Raw genomic sequence first — 15,425 nt, forward strand, 5'->3', positions numbered from 1 at the left:
GGACGTGTCGGGGTCAGGAAGGGGTGACGGCACGGAGGTTCCTTGCTCGGTCCAGTACGGCGGCGACCTGCGCCGCATAGGTGTTCAGGCCCTCGGCGCCGCTGCCCGGCAGACCGGTCAGTCCGGGCAGCAGATCGCCGAAGGCGTTGACCTCGCCGACGGCGAAGCGCCGCCAGCCGGCCGTGGGCAGGAGGTCGACGCCCACACAGGGCGTCCCGGGGAAGCAGGCCGCCGCCCGCTCGCACATCGCCAGCGCCTCGCGCCAGCAGCCGCCGGCGGCCGCCACGGCGGCCCGGACCTCGTCGAGGTCGCCGCGCGCTCCGCCCAGATGCAGATTGGTCATGGGGCTCGTGCTCGTCCGCACTACTGCGTGCGTCGCACGGCCGCCGACCACCACGATCCGGAGATCCGCGGCCCGACCCCGCTGGGACGCCTTCGGCAGCCAGCGCTCGATGTGCAGCCCGTCCGGGGCCAGCGCGTCCACGACCGCGCCGACCTCCGCCTCCGAGGTGTAGCGCCGCACCCGGAGCGAGTTGAACAGCCGACCCGACGCGTCCCGCTCCACGGAGGTGCTCGCCCGGACCCGGCCGGGACCCGCCGTCTCCACCGCCAGCACCCCGGAGGCGGAGGAGCCGTGCGCCAGCTTCACGAACGCCCGGGGCATCCGGTGCGCGCGCAGCAACTCCCGTACGTCGGACCAGCCGCGCACCGGTGCCGCCGCCTGACCGGACGTCGGCGAGGCGGGCACGGGGACCCCCGCACGGTCGAGGAGCCCGTGGCACAGCCGCTTGTCGAAGAGCACGGCGATGTCACCGGGGGAGCCCAGCACCTCGGCGCCGGCGGCCGAGGCCGCGCCCGCCACCGCGTCCACCGCCGCGGTGAAGCGCGCGTACCACCGGGCCGAACCCTCCACCCGGGTCGGGTCGTCGACCCCGCGGAGCAGCCGCTCCACTTCGGCGTCCTCACCGGGCGAATCGATCCGTACTCTCTCGCCCGCCGCGAACACCGCCTCACCGCGCAGCACTCGGAGCCAGGGCACCACCCGGGCCGGCGGCAGCCCGGCGGAGCGCACGGCCTCCTCGAAGAAGGCGACCCGGCGGTTGTCCGGATTGCCGACGACCGCGAAGCGCGGCACCGGGCCGTCCCCGCCGCTACTCACTGACCGCGACATAGCGTTCCGGTTCGTCGTCCTCGTCGTCCGGGTCCGCGTAGTCGTCCTCGGCCTCGCCCGCCTCGACGACGGCCGGGGCGCACGCGGCCCTGACGCGGTCCAGCACCGGCTCGGTGAGGTAGTGGTGGCGCAGGTCGAGCGTGGCCAGGTGGCTCAGGGGCTGCCCGTTGAGCAGAGCCTCGCCGCCGGTGTCGCTCAGCGTGCCCATCGACAGCGCCAGGGTCTCCAACTGGGCGACGACGGGCGCGGAACCCACCGCGGCGGCGATCTCGTCCTGGATCTCGCTGTTCTGCAACCCCAGGTGGCGCAGCCGGGGGAACACGCCGCCCGACAGGACCGGCCGGATGTCGTCAAGGGTGGCGTCGCCGCCGTACCAGGAGCTGCCGAACCACAGGTCCAGCCGCTCCAGCGCGGGCAGTTCGCTCGCGGCGACCGCCCGTACCAACGAGCCGGGCAGGCCCCCGGACTCGAAGCGCAGCGACTTCAGCGACGCGTGGCGCAGCGGGCGCAGCCCCAGACCCTCCTGACCGCAGCCGCGCACCGCGAACTCCTCCAGCAGCGGCAGCGCTTCGAGCACCGGAGTGACGTCGCACATCCGCAGCCAGGACACCTCGCACTCCTCGCCCACCACATCGGCGAGGAAGAGCCCGCGCAGGGCCGGGAAGCGGTCCGCGTGGGCGACGATCAGCTCCATCACCGGGGCGAACGGCGTGTACTCCTCGCTCCACCAGGGGCCGATGACGAGCGCCCGGACCCGGGTCGTGTCCACCGTCTCCAGGAACTGCTCCCACAGGGTGGCGAAGCCGGCGTCCTCGCCGTAGTCGCACACCAGCCGCCAGGCGACGGAGTCGGCGGCGGGCAGGGCCCCGGACGACGGCTCCGGGGAGTGGACCGGCAGCCCGTGGAAGCGGTCGAGGTGCTGGATGCCGAGATACGTCATGACGCCTACTCCGAGACGGCGGTGTAGCGGCCCTCGGCACCCCGGTCGCCCCAGGGCTCGCACTTCTCGGAGAGATCGACCCGCACGCCGTGCGGCTCCAGGGCGGAACGGACCCGCTCCGCCATCTCATCGGTGAGGAAGTGGTGGTGGAGATCGAGGAGTTCCAGATGGGTCAGCGGCTGCCCTTCGAGGAGGGCGGCCGCACCTTCGTCGCCCAGCGTCCCGTTCGACAGGTCCAGCACCCGCAGTTGGGCGAGGACCGGAGCCGAGGCCACGGCCGACGCGATCTCGTTCTGGATCTCGCTGTTGCGCACGCCCAGGTGGTTCAGCCGGGGGAAACGGGTGCCGGAGAGCAGCGGAGCGAGGTCGGTGAGATCGGTGTTGCCCTCGTAGGCGGACACACCGAGCCAGAGATCCAGCCGCTCCAGCGCGGGCAGTTCGCTGTCCAGCACACCCCGCACCACCTCGGCGGGGAGGCCGCCCGCCTGGACGGTCAGCGACCGCAGCCGATCGTGCTTCGCCGGCGGGAACACCAGCTCGGAGCCGCCGCGCACGCCGAACTCCGTCAGCCCGGGGAAGGCGGCCAACAGCACGGTCACGTCCGACTGCTGGATCCAGGTGATCTCGGCCTCCTCCGCCTCCAGATCCCCGACGAACACCGCCTCCAGCGAGGTCAGCCGGTCGGCGGCGGCGATCACCAGGCCGATCGGCGCGGAGGAGGTCTCCTCGTACGCCTCGCCCCACTGGCCGATGACCAGAGCCCGGACGCCGGCCGGGTCGACCTTGTCCAGGAAGTCGGCGAACTCCTCCTCCCAGGGCCGGTCGTCGTCGTACGGATCGACGGAGACCCGCCAGGCCACGGCGTCCGCGGCGGGCCGGGAGCCCCCGTCGGACGTGTGCTGGAAGTCGACGACCGGAAGGCCGCCGAACTCGTGCAGATGCTGCGCACCGTACATGGCCCTGAACTCCTGATCCTGGGGGACTGCCTGATCCTGGGGACTGCTGATGTCCGCAAGGTTTATCAAGCCGCACTGACAACGCCGCGACCGGGACCCGTCCACGGCCGTCGCGGCGGCCCGTTGTCAGACCCTGCCCGTAGCGTTTTTCCCATGGTCGGCACAGCGGGTGCCGCGACCGAGGGGAGACGTCTGTGTACCGGCAGGGCGATGTACTGATCATGGAGTTGGAGGAGTCGGCGGTGCCCGCCCCCTTCCTGGAGGCCCCGGGCGAACTGCGCGACGGGCGGGGGCGGCTGGTGCTCGCGCTGGGAGAGGTCACCGGCCACGCGCACGCCGTGCAGGGGCCCGGCCGGCTGATCCGGGAAGCGGGTCAGTTCGGCCCGATGCTGCTCCATCTCCCCGAGGGCGGGCGGGTGGTGCACGAGGAGCACGCGGTGATCCCGCTCCCCAAGGGCTGGTTCCGCGTCGTGCGGCAGCGGGAGTACGCACCCGGCGCGATCCGCATCGTGGCGGACTGACCGCTCCGCCATGCCGGAGCAAGCACAGCTTTCCAGAACGAGCACAGCAGGGGACGGGGACAACCGATGCAGAACGTGAATTCCTGGCGGAGCGTGGCGGCGGCGACCGGCCGGGCGGACCGGGCGGCTGCCGAGGCCGGTGTGCGGCGCGCCTATCGCACCGCGGGCCTGGCGGAGCCGGACCGGATCATCTGGGCCGCATCGCCGCGGGCCGCCGTCGAAGCGGTGGAGAAGCTGACCGACGCCGGACGGTCGGTGCGCGAGGAGGTCCGCACCCGCCCATGGGCCGAGGAACGCCGCCGGACGTACGACGAGTTGGGCCCGGCGGGCTGGTCGGCGCTCTGGTCCGCCACCGGGGCCCAGCTGTGGGAGACCACGGGCGCACTCGCCGAGCGGATACGGACCGGTGTCGTCGCGGACCTGGCGCCGCGGCCCGAGGACGAGGGCGCCGTGCGGCTGGTGCTCCTGGACGCCGTGCTCGGCCAGCACGACGCCGCCTGGCTCGCGGCCTTCGACGGGCGGGGCGACCGGCTGACGGGCCTCGCGGAGGTGGCCCGCAACGCCGGCTGGTGGTGGCCCTACGAGCACGCCGCGGTCATCAGCGAGCGGCCCGACGTCCTCCACCGCGACGAGGCGGGCCGGCTCGACCACCGCGAGGGACCGGCCCTCGCCTACGGGGACGGCTTCGCCCTCCACGCCTGGCGCGGCATGCCTGTTCCCGCCGCGTTCCTGGCCGAGCTGTCCTCCCTCACACCCGAGCGGATCCGCGCCGAGGAGAACGCGGAGCTGCGCCGCGTGATGCTGGAGTACTACGGCTACGACCGGTATCTCACCGAGTCGGGCGCCGAACCGGTCCACCGCGACGAGACGGGCATCCTCTGGCGCATCTCCCTCGCGGGCGACGAGGACGTGGTGATGGTCGAGGTGGTCAACTCCACCCCCGAGCCGGACGGCACATACCGCACCTACTGGCTGCGCGTGCCGCCCGCCACCCGGACTGCGAAGGACGGGGTCGCCTGGACCTTCGGACTGGACGGAGCGGCCTACGCACCGGTGCGCCAGACCTGACCCGAGGAGCCGGGGGGCCGGGTGATCGGGCGCGGCCGTCAGCCGGTCGCGGCAGGATCCGTTCCATGGGGTTCGACGGCCGGCGGGCCGGTCAGCTCCGCCAGATCAATGCCCAGCTCACGGGCGAGCGCCTCGTCGGTCCACCGCAGCATCGTGGCCCGAGAGAGCGGACCCGCGTACGAGGTCGTCTGCACCGCCATCCCGTCCAGCAGGGCGGTCAGCCGCCAGGCCGCCGACCGGGGATCCCCGCACCGGAACTCCCCGGCCGCGGCACCCTCCTCGATGACCTGGGCCAGCTCCGCCTTCCACTGCTGGTCGAGGTCGCCCGCGACCTCCCGGAGGGCGGGATCGCGCAAGGAGGCCGCCCAGCCCTCGATCCACAGCCGCCAGCCCTTGGCCTGCCCCGTCGGCGCGTACCACCGCACGGCCGTCCGCAGCCGTCGTACGGCGGTGGTGCGGCGGGCCAGCAGTTTGCGGAGATGGGCGAGGTCGGCCTCGGCCGCGTACGCGAAAGCCGCCGCGACCAGCTTCTCCTTGGTCGAGAAGTGGTAGAGGACGAGCGCGTTGCTCACATTCAGCACCGAGGCCACATCGGCGATCCGCACGGACGAGACCCCACGGGCCTCGATCTGCCCGACCGTCGCGCGCAACAGCTCCTCGCGCCGCTCCGCCACGTTCAACCGGACTCTAGCCACCGGGCCACCCTAACCAATACGCCAGGTCAGCGACGGTGGGACGGCGTCCGAAGGAGGTCACGGCGGATGCGGCGCACCGGAATCCTCCGGACCGCCCGGACGTTGCATCGTGCATGACGCGAATCGAACCGGCACAGGACGCACTGCTCCGTCTCTTCGGTGAGCACGACGGCGGAGTCCTGGTCACTCTGAAACAGGACGGACGCCCCCAGCTGTCCAACGTCAATCACGCCTTCTATCCCGAGGAGCGGGTGGTCCGCGTCTCGATCACCGAGGGCCGGGCCAAGACCCGTAACCTGCGGCGCGACCCCCGGGCGAGCTACCACGTCACCAGTGACGACCGCTGGGCCTGGACCGTCGCCGACGGGACCGCCGAACTGACCCCGCCCGCCGCGGCGCCCGACGACGCCACGGTGGAAGCGCTGATCACGCTCTACCGGGACGTCAGGGGCGAGCACCCCGACTGGGACGACTACCGGCGGGCCATGGTCGAGGACCGCAGGGTGCTGCTCACCCTGCGCATCGACCGTGTCTACGGGCAACCGCGTGGCTGACGTCGACGCCGGCCGGGCCGGTTGCCCCGTTCAGCATCTTCTGGGCTCGCCCTGTCGTACAGGCCGACCATAATGAGACGACACCGACTCCCTCAGGAGATGCTGTGACCGGCGCTGACTACTTGCTTCCGTTCCGCACGAAACTGCGCTCGATGCGCACCGAGTCCTTCGGGGCCGATCCGGCCGGAGCGCGGATGGAGCGCATCCGCCGCTCGCCCCATTTCGTCGACGGAGTGTTCCAGAACCCGGTGGGGGCGCGGACCAGGCCCTCCGGGTCCACCGTCGAGTTCGCCAAGATCTACTTCCACAAGGAGCAGCGGGGCCGCAGGACGCCGACGGGCACCGTGCCCGTCCACGCCACGACCCTCGCCGATCTGGCCGCACCCCCCGCCACCGGGCTCCGGCTGACCTGGATGGGCCATTCCAGCGTGCTGGCGGAGATCGACGGGCGGCGGATCCTGTTCGACCCGGTCTGGGGCGAGCGCTGTTCCCCGTTCCCCTTCGCCGGGCCCAAGCGCCTGCACCCCACTCCGCTGTCGCTGGCCGCGCTCGGACCCGTCGACGTGGTCGTCATCTCCCACGACCACTACGACCACCTCGACCTGCCGACGATCCGCGCCCTGGCCGGCACCGACACGGTCTTCGCCGTGCCCCTCGGGGTCGGAGCCCATCTGGAGCGCTGGGGCGTCCCCACGAGCCGGATGCACGAGCTCGACTGGAACGAGACCGCGACCATCGCCGGAATCAGCCTCACCGCCACCCCCGCACGCCACTTCTGCGGTCGCGGGCTGCGCAACCAGCAGCACACCCTCTGGGCGTCGTGGGCCGTCACGGGTCCGGAGCACCGGATCTACCACAGCGGGGACACCGGCTACTTTCCCGGTTTCCGGGACATCGGGGCCGAGTACGGGCCCTTCGACGCCACCATGATCCAGATCGGCGCGTACTCGGAGTACTGGCCGGACATCCACATGACCCCCGCCGAAGGCATGCGCGCCCACCTGGACCTCCAGGGCGGCAGCCCGTACGGCGTACTGCTGCCGATCCACTGGGGCACCTTCAATCTGGCCCCGCACGCCTGGGCGGAGCCGGGCGAGTGGACGAAGGACGCAGGCGAGGAGGCTGGGCAGTCGGTGGCGTTCCCCCGGCCGGGCGAGCCGTTCGAACCGGCGGGAACCCTCCCCGTGGAGCCGTGGTGGCGGTCGCTGTCGACCTCCCTCGGCCGCCCGTGGCGCCGCACGGAGCATCAGGCCGGACCCGGACCCGGACCCGGCCCGGCACCGGCGGCGCTGGGCGATCTCGACCTCGCCGGAGAGCGCTGACCCGTGGCGGAGCGGCCCGCCCGCGCCGCGCACCGCTGACGGCCGCCGCCGGGTACTCGGCGGCGGCCTCGTGCCGGTCAGGCGAGCCGGGCGGCCGTGTAGGCGGCGATGGCGGCCCGCTGATATGCGGCCAGGCCCGGGGCGATGGCCTCGGCAGCAGACCGATCTCGTCGTAGTGCCGCAGGGTCCGGGCGGTCACGCCCGACATCCGGGCGACCTCGGAGATCGGCCAGTCCATCGCCACGTCCTCACTCCCTCACGAGCGCCTTACGGGGCCGGTTCCTCCGGCCCTGGCCATGACCGTAGAAGTTGCCGCTGCGGTAACTTCAAGCCCGTATCCGCGCCGGTCGGAAGACCGGCTCACCGGGGCGTGGCGGCCGGTTTCAGCACCGGCCCTCATCCACGGTGACGGAGAGGCCCACCGTGATGTTCTCCAGCGCCGATTCGGGCTCCGACGGCGACACGCTCAGACAGAACGTGGCGTCGACGTCCTTCGCCGTGACCTCGAACAGGTCGACGGACGGGTCCGCGTCCGCTCCCTAGTCCCCGTCCGGGCCATGCCGGGCCGGTCTCCGCCGGGCTACGGCCCTCGGGACGGGCATGATGTTTCGGCATGTACCCGACATCGCCTGCGACGCAACGATCGGCGGCCGGTGAGCGTCTCATCGGGTGTGATGGATCTTCCCGAGACCACGAACCCCGTCGACACCCAGGACGAGCACGAGGATGAGCGAGTGCGGTCCGGCCCGCTGTGGCGTCATGCGCTGTGGGCGGCGCTCGTCACCGCCGCCGGAGTGACGTTGGGGTGGTTGGGCGCCCTGTTCCGCATCGGCCCGGAGGAGTACGGCCTGCCGCCCGCCGCTCCGGGAGCGCTCTGGCCCTATCTGCTCGCCTGGGCCGTGATCGGCCTGGTGCTGGGCGCCCTCCTGCGGTTCGTGGCGGCCAAGGTGCCGGTCTACTCCCCGTCGGAGGTCCTCCTCGGCACCGTCATGATCGGCACCCGGCTGTCCCTGGGCTGGCGGCCGGAGCCCCTCGAAGTCGCGGGCCTGGCCGCGGTCGCGCTGCTCCTGGTGGCCGTCTGGTGCGCCGTCGCCCTGCGTGGGGCGGCCGTCGTACGACGGTCCCAGGACGCTCCCGGTGTCTCCTAGGGCGTGTTTCGAAAGTAGCGCCGTCCGCCCGGAGGGCGGGCTCGGCGGCGTCTGGTGCGTGCGATCGCAAGGCGGAGGGTCGCCCCGATACTGGATGTATCGGGGTGATCCCGACAACGCGGCGAGGGATGGGGTCTCCCCTGCTCGAGCGAAGCCGAGAGCTTGGGGAAGTGCCAGGCGTCGCCGAGCAGGCGGGACTTTCGAAACACGCCCTAGGGCCAAGGGGGCCGGGACCGCGGGGTGTCTCCTGGGGTCAGGGGAGCCGGGATGGTGGGGTGTCTTCCGGCGGGCCGCGGGACACCCCGTACGACACGCCGCGCACTCCGGCGCCGGTGACGGGAGACAGGCCCGGCGTACGGGGCACACTGGGGCAGCCCCGAATCCCCGTACGAAGGAGCGTGCAGTGGCACTCACCCGTGAAGAGCGCGAAGAGTTCCTCTCCGAGCCCCGTGTCGCCGCACTGGCTGTCGCCTCGGGGGACGGTGACCGGGCACCGCTCAGCGTGCCCATCTGGTACCAGTACGAACCGGGCGGCGACGTGCGCATCCTCACCGGCCGCACCTCCCGCAAGGCCGAACTGATCGACGCGGCGGGCCGGTTCACGCTCCTGGTCGACCGGCTGGAGCCGACCATCCGCTACGTCTCCGTCGAGGGGCCCGTCGTCGACACCCGCCCCGCCACGCGCGCGGACCTGGAGGAGGTGTCGGCGCGCTACCTCCCGGCCGAGAAGGTCGCCGGTTACGTGGACTTCGCCTGGGAGAACCACGGCGAGCAGGTGGTGATCACCCTGCGCCCCGAGCGCTGGGTCAGCTCGGACCTCGGCCAGGTCTGAGCCCCGGCCGCGCGGCGCGCGCGGCGGAGTCCTGCCCCGGCGGGCCGCACTGCGGGTGTCTGCCATGTGTGGCGACGCCGGCACGGGGGAGGTGCGCCCCATGCACTCCTGGACTCTTGACGACATGCCCGACCTCTCCGGCTCCACGGCCGTGGTCACCGGCGCCAACAGCGGCATCGGTGCGGTGACCGCACTCGTCCTGGCCCGCTCCGGCGCGCGAACCGTTCTCGCGTGCCGCGATCCGGAGCGAGGTCGGCGCGCCGTGGACGCCGTCCGCCGGGCCGTCCCCGGCTCGGACGCCCGGCTCGTCCGCCTCGATCTGGCCGATCTGAACAGTGTGGCCGAGGCCGCGGAGGCCATCGCGAAGGAGGTCGACGGGCGGCTCGACCTCCTGGTGAACAACGCCGGGGTGATGGCGCTGCCGCCACTCCGTACGGCGGACGGTTTCGAGATGCAGTTCGGCACCAACCACCTGGGCCACTTCGCGTTGACCAACCGGCTGCTGCCCGTCCTCGGAGTCCGGGGTCCGGCGCGTGTGGTGACGCTCTCCTCGCTCGGCCACCGTATCGGCCGCATCGACCTCGGGGACCTCAACGCCGAGCGCGCGTACAGCAAGTGGCGGGCCTACGGCCAGTCCAAGCTCGCCAACCTGCTGTTCACTAACGAGCTGGACCGGCGGGCCCGCGCCGCAGGACGGGACCTGGTCGCGCTCGCGGCCCATCCCGGGCTCTCCGCGACGGAGTTGGGCCAGGCCGGGCCGCGTCTCGCCGGCGGAACTGGGCCGCGAGGCTGGAGCGTGCCTCGCGGCTGTACACCCAGCCGGCATCGGCGGGGGCTCTGCCCGTGCTGTACGCGGCGACGCTGCCGGATGCCCCGGGCGGCTCCTACTACGGCCCCGCCCGCCTGGGCGAGACCCGGGGAGCCCCGGCGCCCGCCCGGAAGTCGCGGCTCGCCCAGGACCCGCTCATGGCAAGGGCGTTGTGGGACGAGTCGGCCCGGCTGACCGAGCTGGACGCCGACGCCGTGTGACGTGTGCCGGGGTCGCCGAAAACATGTCGTGCGGCCCCGGGGCGGGTTGGTAGGAAGAGGAGATGGACACCGATACGCCGAATCCCCCGGAGCCACTGGACCCCCTGGACCGTCTGATCGCCGAGCGAGCCTGTGAGCGGCTGGTCGTCGAGTTCGTCCGCACGCTCGATCTGGGTGAACCCGGCGACGTGGCCGAGCTGTTCACCCCCGACGGGGTCTGGGAATGGGCCGAGGGCGACCGGCGGATCGAGGGCAGGGACGCCCTGCGCGCCTACTTCGGCGGCCGTCCCGCCGACCGGCTCTCCCGCCGCCTGTGCACCAACATCCTGGTGAACCTCAACTCCGCGACGACGGCGAACGCGAGCACGTACTTCACGACCTACCGCGTGGACGGTCATGCCGGCGGCATGCTGCCGCCGCGCCTTCCCGTCCAGGTCGGACACTACGAGGACACCTTCCGCAAGGTCGAAGGGCGGTGGCTCCTCGCCGAGCGGGCCACGTTCCTCGACTTCGGAGGCCCGACCGAACGGCTGGGTCCGGCCGACGCCTCGCGCGAGGCATAGAGGACGGTGCCGTCCCGCGCTGAGGCGACCGTCCGCCCGCACCGCTCACATGCCCGGTGCCCGGCAGGAGGCCTGCCGGGCACCGGGGACGTACGCGCGCAAGAGCGTGCCGGGCGGTCAGACCGCCGGGGCCGGGTACGTCGGGTACTCCACCCCGGAGACGTGCTGGACGACCCGGATGACCTGGCACGAGTAGCCGAACTCGTTGTCGTACCAGAGGTAGAGGATCGCGTTGTCGCCGTCGACCTTGGTGGCGCCCGCGTCGACGATCGAGGCGTGGCGCGAGCCGATGAAGTCGCTGGAGACCGCGTCGGGGGCGCTGATGAAGTCGATCTGACGCTTGAGCGGCGAGGCCAGCGACACGTTGCGGAGGTAGTCGAGGACCTCTTCGCGGGTGGTCTCGCGCTCCAGCCGCAGGCTGAGGATCGCGATCGAGACGTCCGGCACCGGGACGCGGATGGAGCTGCCGGTGATCGGGGCGTCGAGGTCGGGCAGCGCCTTCGCCACGGCCGAGGCGGCACCGGTCTCGGTGATGACCATGTTGAGCGCCGCCGAACGGCCACGGCGGTCGGAGTCGTGGTAATTGTCCAGCAGGTTCTGGTCGTTGGTGTACGAGTGGACGGTCTCCACGTGCCCGCGCAGCACGCCGTACTCGTCCGCCATCGCCTTCAGCGGCGGCACGATCGCGTTAGTCGTGCAGGACGCGCAGGACAGGATCCGCTCGTCCGGCTTGATCGTGTCGTGGTTGACGCCGTGCACGATGTTCGGGACGTCGCCCTTGCCCGGTGCGGTCAGCACGACCTTGGCGATGCCCGCCTGGAGGTGCTTGGAGAGGCCCTCACGGTCGCGCCACCGGCCGGTGTTGTCGATCAGGATGGCGTCCTTGATGCCGTACGCCGTGTAGTCGACCGTCGTCGGGTCGTCGGAGTAGATCACCTGGATCTCGTTGCCGTTGGCGATGATCTTGCTGTTCGCCTCGTCGACGGTGATCGTGCCCTGGAACTGGCCGTGGATCGAGTCGCGTCGCAGCAGCGAGGCGCGCTTGACGATGTCCTGGCCGGAACCCTTGCGGACGACGATGGCCCGCAGGCGCAGGCCGTTGCCCGAGCCGGCCTTCTCGATGAGCAGGCGGGCCAGGAGCCGGCCGATGCGGCCGAAGCCGTAGAGCACCACGTCACGCGAAGCGCGGCGCTCGGTCTTGTTGTCGCCCGTCGCCCCGGCGACGGCCTCCGCGGTGAACTCCTCGACGGAGAGTCCGCGCCCGTCGGTCCGGTACGTCGCGGCCAGCATGCCTATGTCGATCTGGGAGGGGCCGAGGTCCAGCGTCGTCAGGGCCCGCAGGAACGGCATCGTCTCGGTGACGATGAGTTCCTCACCGGCGATCTGCCGGGCGAAGCGGTGGGTCTTGAGGATGCTGACCACCGACTTGTTCACCAGGGAGCGGCTGTGCAGCAGGACATTGACGTCCTGCTCGCGGTGCAGCTTCCCGATGATCGGGATCATCGACTCCGCGATCTCCTCGCGGTGCATCCAGTTGGTGAACGAGTCGTCATTGACAGTCACAAGTTTATCTTTCGAGCTAGGCGGCGCTCATATGGTAACCGGCCGCCCCCTCGCCCCATCGGGTGGTCCCCTACCTGCGGGTAAACCCCGCAGGGGCGCGCGTCACGCGGCCCCGGCGGGCCTGAAGTGTCCAGCATGTGGGCGGCCTGTCGACGTCTCGGGTCGAATCGGGGTCAAGGCGGCGCAATCGGGCGTGCGTGCGAGAGGTCATACCAGAGTGGGACGGATGGCGGGCAAGTTCGACAACTGCCCGTCGCGCATACGTCATTGACGACTACCGTGTGTGCCCGGTGATCAACGGTGGGCTCATAACGTTCGGGCCTGCCCGACCGATGACCCGCGCCTGACCGACCACCGTAGGGGCCACCGCATGGACGCCGGCACGACCGCCGATCCCTGGTGCCCCCTGTACCGAGGACGCTGATGTCTCAACTTCGCGCACCCGACGCGCGACCGGACCGCCGTGAAGGCGGGCGGCACGGCCGCCCCGGCACGCGCGCCCACTCGGCCACGAACAGGCCGCGCGCCGCAGGGCCTCCCGCCGACGCCCGCATACGGCCCCAGCTGCTGCGGACCGCGCTGCTCCCCGCCATCGCCGCCGTGCTCAGCGGCGCCGCCGCCGTCATCTTCACCGTCCGCGCCGGAGCCGTCGACGCCTCGCCGAGCCTCTGGGCGGCGCTCGGCGGATCCGGCGCGCTCGCCGTCGCCGCCGTCACGGCCGCCTACCTCGGCGCCAACCGCGTCGCGGGCCAGGTGCTCGACAGGGCCCTCGCGCTCCGGCGCGCCAGCGCCCAGGGCCAGGCCGAGCTGCAACGGGTGATGGAACAGCTCCGCAACAGGGAAGCCGTCGCCGCCCGGCCGCCCGCGCAGCCCCCCGTGCCCGGGGCCGACGCCTTCGACCTGCTCGGTCAGGAGATGGCGCGGGCCCAGGAAGCCGCCGTCGCCGCCGTCGTCCAGGCGTCCCAGCTCTTCAGCAGTACCGGCAACGAACAGAAGGTCGAGGTCTTCGTCAACCTCGCGCGACGGCTGCAATCCCTCGTCCACCGCGAGATCCAGATCCTCGACGAGCTGGAGCACGAGGTCGAGGACCCCGACCTCCTCAAGGGCCTCTTCCACGTCGACCATCTCGCCACCCGGATCCGCCGCCACGCGGAGAACCTCGCCGTGCTCGGCGGGGCCGTCTCCCGGCGGCAGTGGAGCAACCCGGTCACCATGACCGAGGTGCTCCGCTCGGCCATCGCCGAGGTCGAGCAGTACCCCCGGGTCAAGCTGGTCCCGCCGATGGAGGGCACCCTGCGGGGCCACGCCGTCGCCGACGTGATCCACCTGCTGGCCGAGCTGGTCGAGAACGCCACGGTGTTCTCCGCCCCGCACACCCAGGTCCTGCTGCGCGTCCAGCACGTCACCGCCGGCCTCGCCCTGGAAGTGGAGGACCGCGGTCTGGGGATGCCGGAGCACGAGCAGAAGCGGATGAACGCCCTGCTCTCCGACCCCGACCAGGTCAACGTCGCCCATCTGCTCCAGGACGGCCGGATCGGCCTGTTCGTCGTCTCGGCCCTGGCCCGCCGCCACGGCATCGCCGTCCGCCTCCAGAGCAACATCTACGGCGGTACGCAGGCGGTGCTGGTTCTCCCGCAGTCGCTGCTCGGGACCGACCCCGACGCCCCGCGGTCGCCCGACGCCGTGCCCGTGCCGCCGCCCGGCGCCGTGCACCGGCCGCCCGTCGAGGCCGGGACACCCGCCGCCCCGCCGCAGAGCGGTACGGCCCAGGCGCCCAGGGACGGATCGCACCAGAGGCCCGGACACAGGCCGAACGGAAGCCCGCAGTCCACAGCGGGGGACCACCCGCAGAACAGCCGCCCGCAGTCCACAGCGGGGGACCACCCGCAGAACAGCCCCCCGCAGTCCACAGCGGGGGACCACCCGCAGAACAGCCGCCCGCAACCGCCCGTGGGCGACGCCCCGCCCCTCCCGCTGCGCGCCGAACGCGTCGACCGCCCCACGCCGCACGCCTCCCCGCCCGAGCACGACGGCCGGCCCGACCCGGCGGCCACCCACGAGCGCGACGACCGCCCGGCTCCGTCCCGCTCCCGCCCCGAACTGCCCAAGCGGACGAACCAGGAATCCCTCGTCCCGCAGTTGCGCGAGGCACCCGCCCCGCGCATCGAGGACGAGCACGCCCTGCACGACCCGGGTCTCATGGCGGCCTTCCGGCGCGGCGTCGATCTCGCCGAGGCCCGGACCGCCCAGGAAGAGAGCCCCGACGGCCGATACGGGGGCCCCGACGGCACGGGGACCGGGGGGCAGACGGCCCTCGACGCCCCGCTGGAGTCCCTCTCGCCCCTCCCCGTACGCGGCGCCACCGCCCCGCCCGACCTCCCCGGCCCGGCCGAGGCGTCGCGGCCGGACCACGCACTGCCCACGGCCGGCCTGCCGGTACCGGACAGCTACCCGCCCGACGCGTACCCGCACGACAGCCCCGCGTACCGGCGCGGCACTCACGCCGAGAGCGCCCACGACCGCGACCACGCTCCGGGCGAGCCCGGGGCGCTCGCGGCCGACCCCTTCCTGCCGGGCCGGGTTGTCCCGGAACCCCGAAAAGACGCCACCTTCAAGGAGCAGACACCATGACGACCGAAATCCCGTCCGGTCAGGTCTCGGACCTGGACTGGCTGCTGAGCGGACTGGTCCAACGCGTGCCCTACACACGCAGCGCGGTCCTGCTCTCCGCCGACGGGCTGGTGAAATCCGTGCACGGCATGGACCCCGACAGCGCCGACCACATGGCGGCCCTGGCCGCCGGCCTCTACTCGCTGGGCCGCAGTGCCGGGGCCCGTTTCGGCGACAACGGGGACGTACGGCAGGTGGTCGTCGAGCTGGACTCCACGCTCCTGTTCGTCTCCACCGCCGGATCCGGCACCTGTCTCGCCGTCCTCTCGGGACGCGAGGCGGACGCCGCGGTGCTCGGCTACGAGATGGCGATGCTGGTCAAGAGCGTCCGCCCCTATCTGACGACCCCGCTGCGGCAGCCGACCGGGTCGCCGTTCACCCCGGGGCGCTGAG

General features: G+C 72.4%; 14 protein-coding genes and 2 pseudogenes. 10 read left to right on the top strand and 6 right to left on the bottom strand.

From position 1 onward, the window contains the following. Positions 1-13 precede the first annotated feature (13 nt). Genes ACIQRW_RS01190 through ACIQRW_RS01200 form a run of 3 tightly spaced genes read right to left on the bottom strand, consistent with a single transcriptional unit; the run spans position 14 to position 3,067 of the window. Complete coding sequence (locus ACIQRW_RS01190; protein WP_403752601.1) at positions 14-1,171, bottom strand: STM4014 family protein; 1,158 nt, start codon at positions 1,169-1,171, stop codon at positions 14-16. Then, complete coding sequence (locus ACIQRW_RS01195) at positions 1,152-2,111, bottom strand: STM4015 family protein (RefSeq protein WP_403752604.1); 960 nt, start codon at positions 2,109-2,111, stop codon at positions 1,152-1,154. The genes ACIQRW_RS01190 and ACIQRW_RS01195 overlap by 20 nt, the downstream gene beginning before the upstream one ends. A 5-nt stretch (positions 2,112-2,116) precedes the next feature. Next, on the bottom strand, positions 2,117-3,067 hold the full coding sequence (locus ACIQRW_RS01200) for an STM4015 family protein (RefSeq protein WP_403752606.1): 951 nt from the start codon (positions 3,065-3,067) through the stop codon (positions 2,117-2,119). Positions 3,068-3,261: 194 nt separating this feature from the next. On the opposite strand from ACIQRW_RS01200, the gene ACIQRW_RS01205 reads away from it, so the two are divergent. Beyond that, positions 3,262-3,588, top strand: coding sequence for a hypothetical protein (locus tag ACIQRW_RS01205; protein ID WP_007449868.1), 327 nt, complete (start codon positions 3,262-3,264; stop codon positions 3,586-3,588). Positions 3,589-3,654: 66 nt separating this feature from the next. Next, complete coding sequence (locus ACIQRW_RS01210; RefSeq protein ID WP_403752609.1) at positions 3,655-4,656, top strand: DUF6745 domain-containing protein; 1,002 nt, start codon at positions 3,655-3,657, stop codon at positions 4,654-4,656. A gap of 38 nt (positions 4,657-4,694) precedes the next feature. Here the strand turns inward: ACIQRW_RS01210 and ACIQRW_RS01215 are convergent, their stop codons facing one another. Next, on the bottom strand, positions 4,695-5,351 hold the full coding sequence (locus ACIQRW_RS01215) for a TetR family transcriptional regulator C-terminal domain-containing protein (protein ID WP_403752612.1): 657 nt from the start codon (positions 5,349-5,351) through the stop codon (positions 4,695-4,697). A gap of 113 nt (positions 5,352-5,464) precedes the next feature. Between ACIQRW_RS01215 and ACIQRW_RS01220 the strand changes: the two genes are divergently transcribed. Together ACIQRW_RS01220 and ACIQRW_RS01225 are read left to right on the top strand one after the other, a co-directional pair. Beyond that, positions 5,465-5,905 carry a PPOX class F420-dependent oxidoreductase gene (locus tag ACIQRW_RS01220; protein WP_403752615.1) on the top strand — a complete coding sequence of 147 codons (441 nt, stop codon included), beginning with the start codon at positions 5,465-5,467 and terminating at the stop codon, positions 5,903-5,905. A gap of 104 nt (positions 5,906-6,009) precedes the next feature. Then, the gene (locus tag ACIQRW_RS01225) at positions 6,010-7,227 is read left to right on the top strand and encodes an MBL fold metallo-hydrolase (RefSeq protein ID WP_403752618.1); all 1,218 of its coding nucleotides are present in this window, start codon (positions 6,010-6,012) and stop codon (positions 7,225-7,227) included. A gap of 151 nt (positions 7,228-7,378) precedes the next feature. On the opposite strand, the pseudogene ACIQRW_RS01230 reads toward ACIQRW_RS01225, so the two are convergent. Further along, positions 7,379-7,465 (bottom strand): annotated as a pseudogene (locus ACIQRW_RS01230) (MerR family DNA-binding transcriptional regulator); the annotation flags it as partial. 436 nt (positions 7,466-7,901) lie between these two features. On the opposite strand from ACIQRW_RS01230, the gene ACIQRW_RS01235 reads away from it, so the two are divergent. The 4 genes and pseudogenes from ACIQRW_RS01235 (at position 7,902) to ACIQRW_RS01250 (ending at position 10,799) form a co-directional block, all read left to right on the top strand. After that, positions 7,902-8,375 carry a hypothetical protein gene (locus ACIQRW_RS01235; protein ID WP_403752621.1) on the top strand — a complete coding sequence of 158 codons (474 nt, stop codon included), beginning with the start codon at positions 7,902-7,904 and terminating at the stop codon, positions 8,373-8,375. A gap of 403 nt (positions 8,376-8,778) precedes the next feature. Continuing rightward, a complete protein-coding gene (locus ACIQRW_RS01240; protein ID WP_403752624.1) occupies positions 8,779-9,207 on the top strand; it encodes a pyridoxamine 5'-phosphate oxidase family protein in 429 nt (142 codons plus the stop codon). Between the two features lie 100 nt (positions 9,208-9,307). Beyond that, positions 9,308-10,236: pseudogene (locus ACIQRW_RS01245) on the top strand (oxidoreductase). Positions 10,237-10,298: 62 nt separating this feature from the next. Next, positions 10,299-10,799 carry a nuclear transport factor 2 family protein gene (locus tag ACIQRW_RS01250; protein WP_403752627.1) on the top strand — a complete coding sequence of 167 codons (501 nt, stop codon included), beginning with the start codon at positions 10,299-10,301 and terminating at the stop codon, positions 10,797-10,799. A gap of 117 nt (positions 10,800-10,916) precedes the next feature. Here the strand turns inward: ACIQRW_RS01250 and ACIQRW_RS01255 are convergent, their stop codons facing one another. Continuing rightward, a complete protein-coding gene (locus tag ACIQRW_RS01255; RefSeq protein WP_403752629.1) occupies positions 10,917-12,362 on the bottom strand; it encodes a glyceraldehyde-3-phosphate dehydrogenase in 1,446 nt (481 codons plus the stop codon). A gap of 423 nt (positions 12,363-12,785) precedes the next feature. On the opposite strand from ACIQRW_RS01255, the gene ACIQRW_RS01260 reads away from it, so the two are divergent. Both ACIQRW_RS01260 and ACIQRW_RS01265 read left to right on the top strand, forming a co-directional pair. Continuing rightward, complete coding sequence (locus ACIQRW_RS01260) at positions 12,786-14,993, top strand: ATP-binding protein (RefSeq protein WP_403752631.1); 2,208 nt, start codon at positions 12,786-12,788, stop codon at positions 14,991-14,993. After that, a complete protein-coding gene (locus ACIQRW_RS01265; protein WP_403752634.1) occupies positions 14,990-15,424 on the top strand; it encodes a roadblock/LC7 domain-containing protein in 435 nt (144 codons plus the stop codon). The genes ACIQRW_RS01260 and ACIQRW_RS01265 overlap by 4 nt, the downstream gene beginning before the upstream one ends. Position 15,425 lies beyond the last annotated feature (1 nt).

It is taken from the genome of Streptomyces sp. NPDC091287, from assembly GCF_044768525.1.
Classification (GTDB): domain Bacteria; phylum Actinomycetota; class Actinomycetes; order Streptomycetales; family Streptomycetaceae; genus Streptomyces.

Coding starts and splice junctions, on each gene's coding strand:
- ACIQRW_RS01190 (WP_403752601.1), bottom strand. CDS start 1,171: ATGTCGCGGTCAGTGAGTAGCGGCGGGGACGGCCCGGTGCCGCGCTTC.
- ACIQRW_RS01195 (WP_403752604.1), bottom strand. CDS start 2,111: ATGACGTATCTCGGCATCCAGCACCTCGACCGCTTCCACGGGCTGCCG.
- ACIQRW_RS01200 (WP_403752606.1), bottom strand. CDS start 3,067: ATGTACGGTGCGCAGCATCTGCACGAGTTCGGCGGCCTTCCGGTCGTC.
- ACIQRW_RS01210 (WP_403752609.1), top strand. CDS start 3,655: ATGCAGAACGTGAATTCCTGGCGGAGCGTGGCGGCGGCGACCGGCCGG.
- ACIQRW_RS01220 (WP_403752615.1), top strand. CDS start 5,465: ATGACGCGAATCGAACCGGCACAGGACGCACTGCTCCGTCTCTTCGGT.
- ACIQRW_RS01235 (WP_403752621.1), top strand. CDS start 7,902: ATGGATCTTCCCGAGACCACGAACCCCGTCGACACCCAGGACGAGCAC.
- ACIQRW_RS01250 (WP_403752627.1), top strand. CDS start 10,299: ATGGACACCGATACGCCGAATCCCCCGGAGCCACTGGACCCCCTGGAC.
- ACIQRW_RS01260 (WP_403752631.1), top strand. CDS start 12,786: ATGTCTCAACTTCGCGCACCCGACGCGCGACCGGACCGCCGTGAAGGC.
- ACIQRW_RS01265 (WP_403752634.1), top strand. CDS start 14,990: ATGACGACCGAAATCCCGTCCGGTCAGGTCTCGGACCTGGACTGGCTG.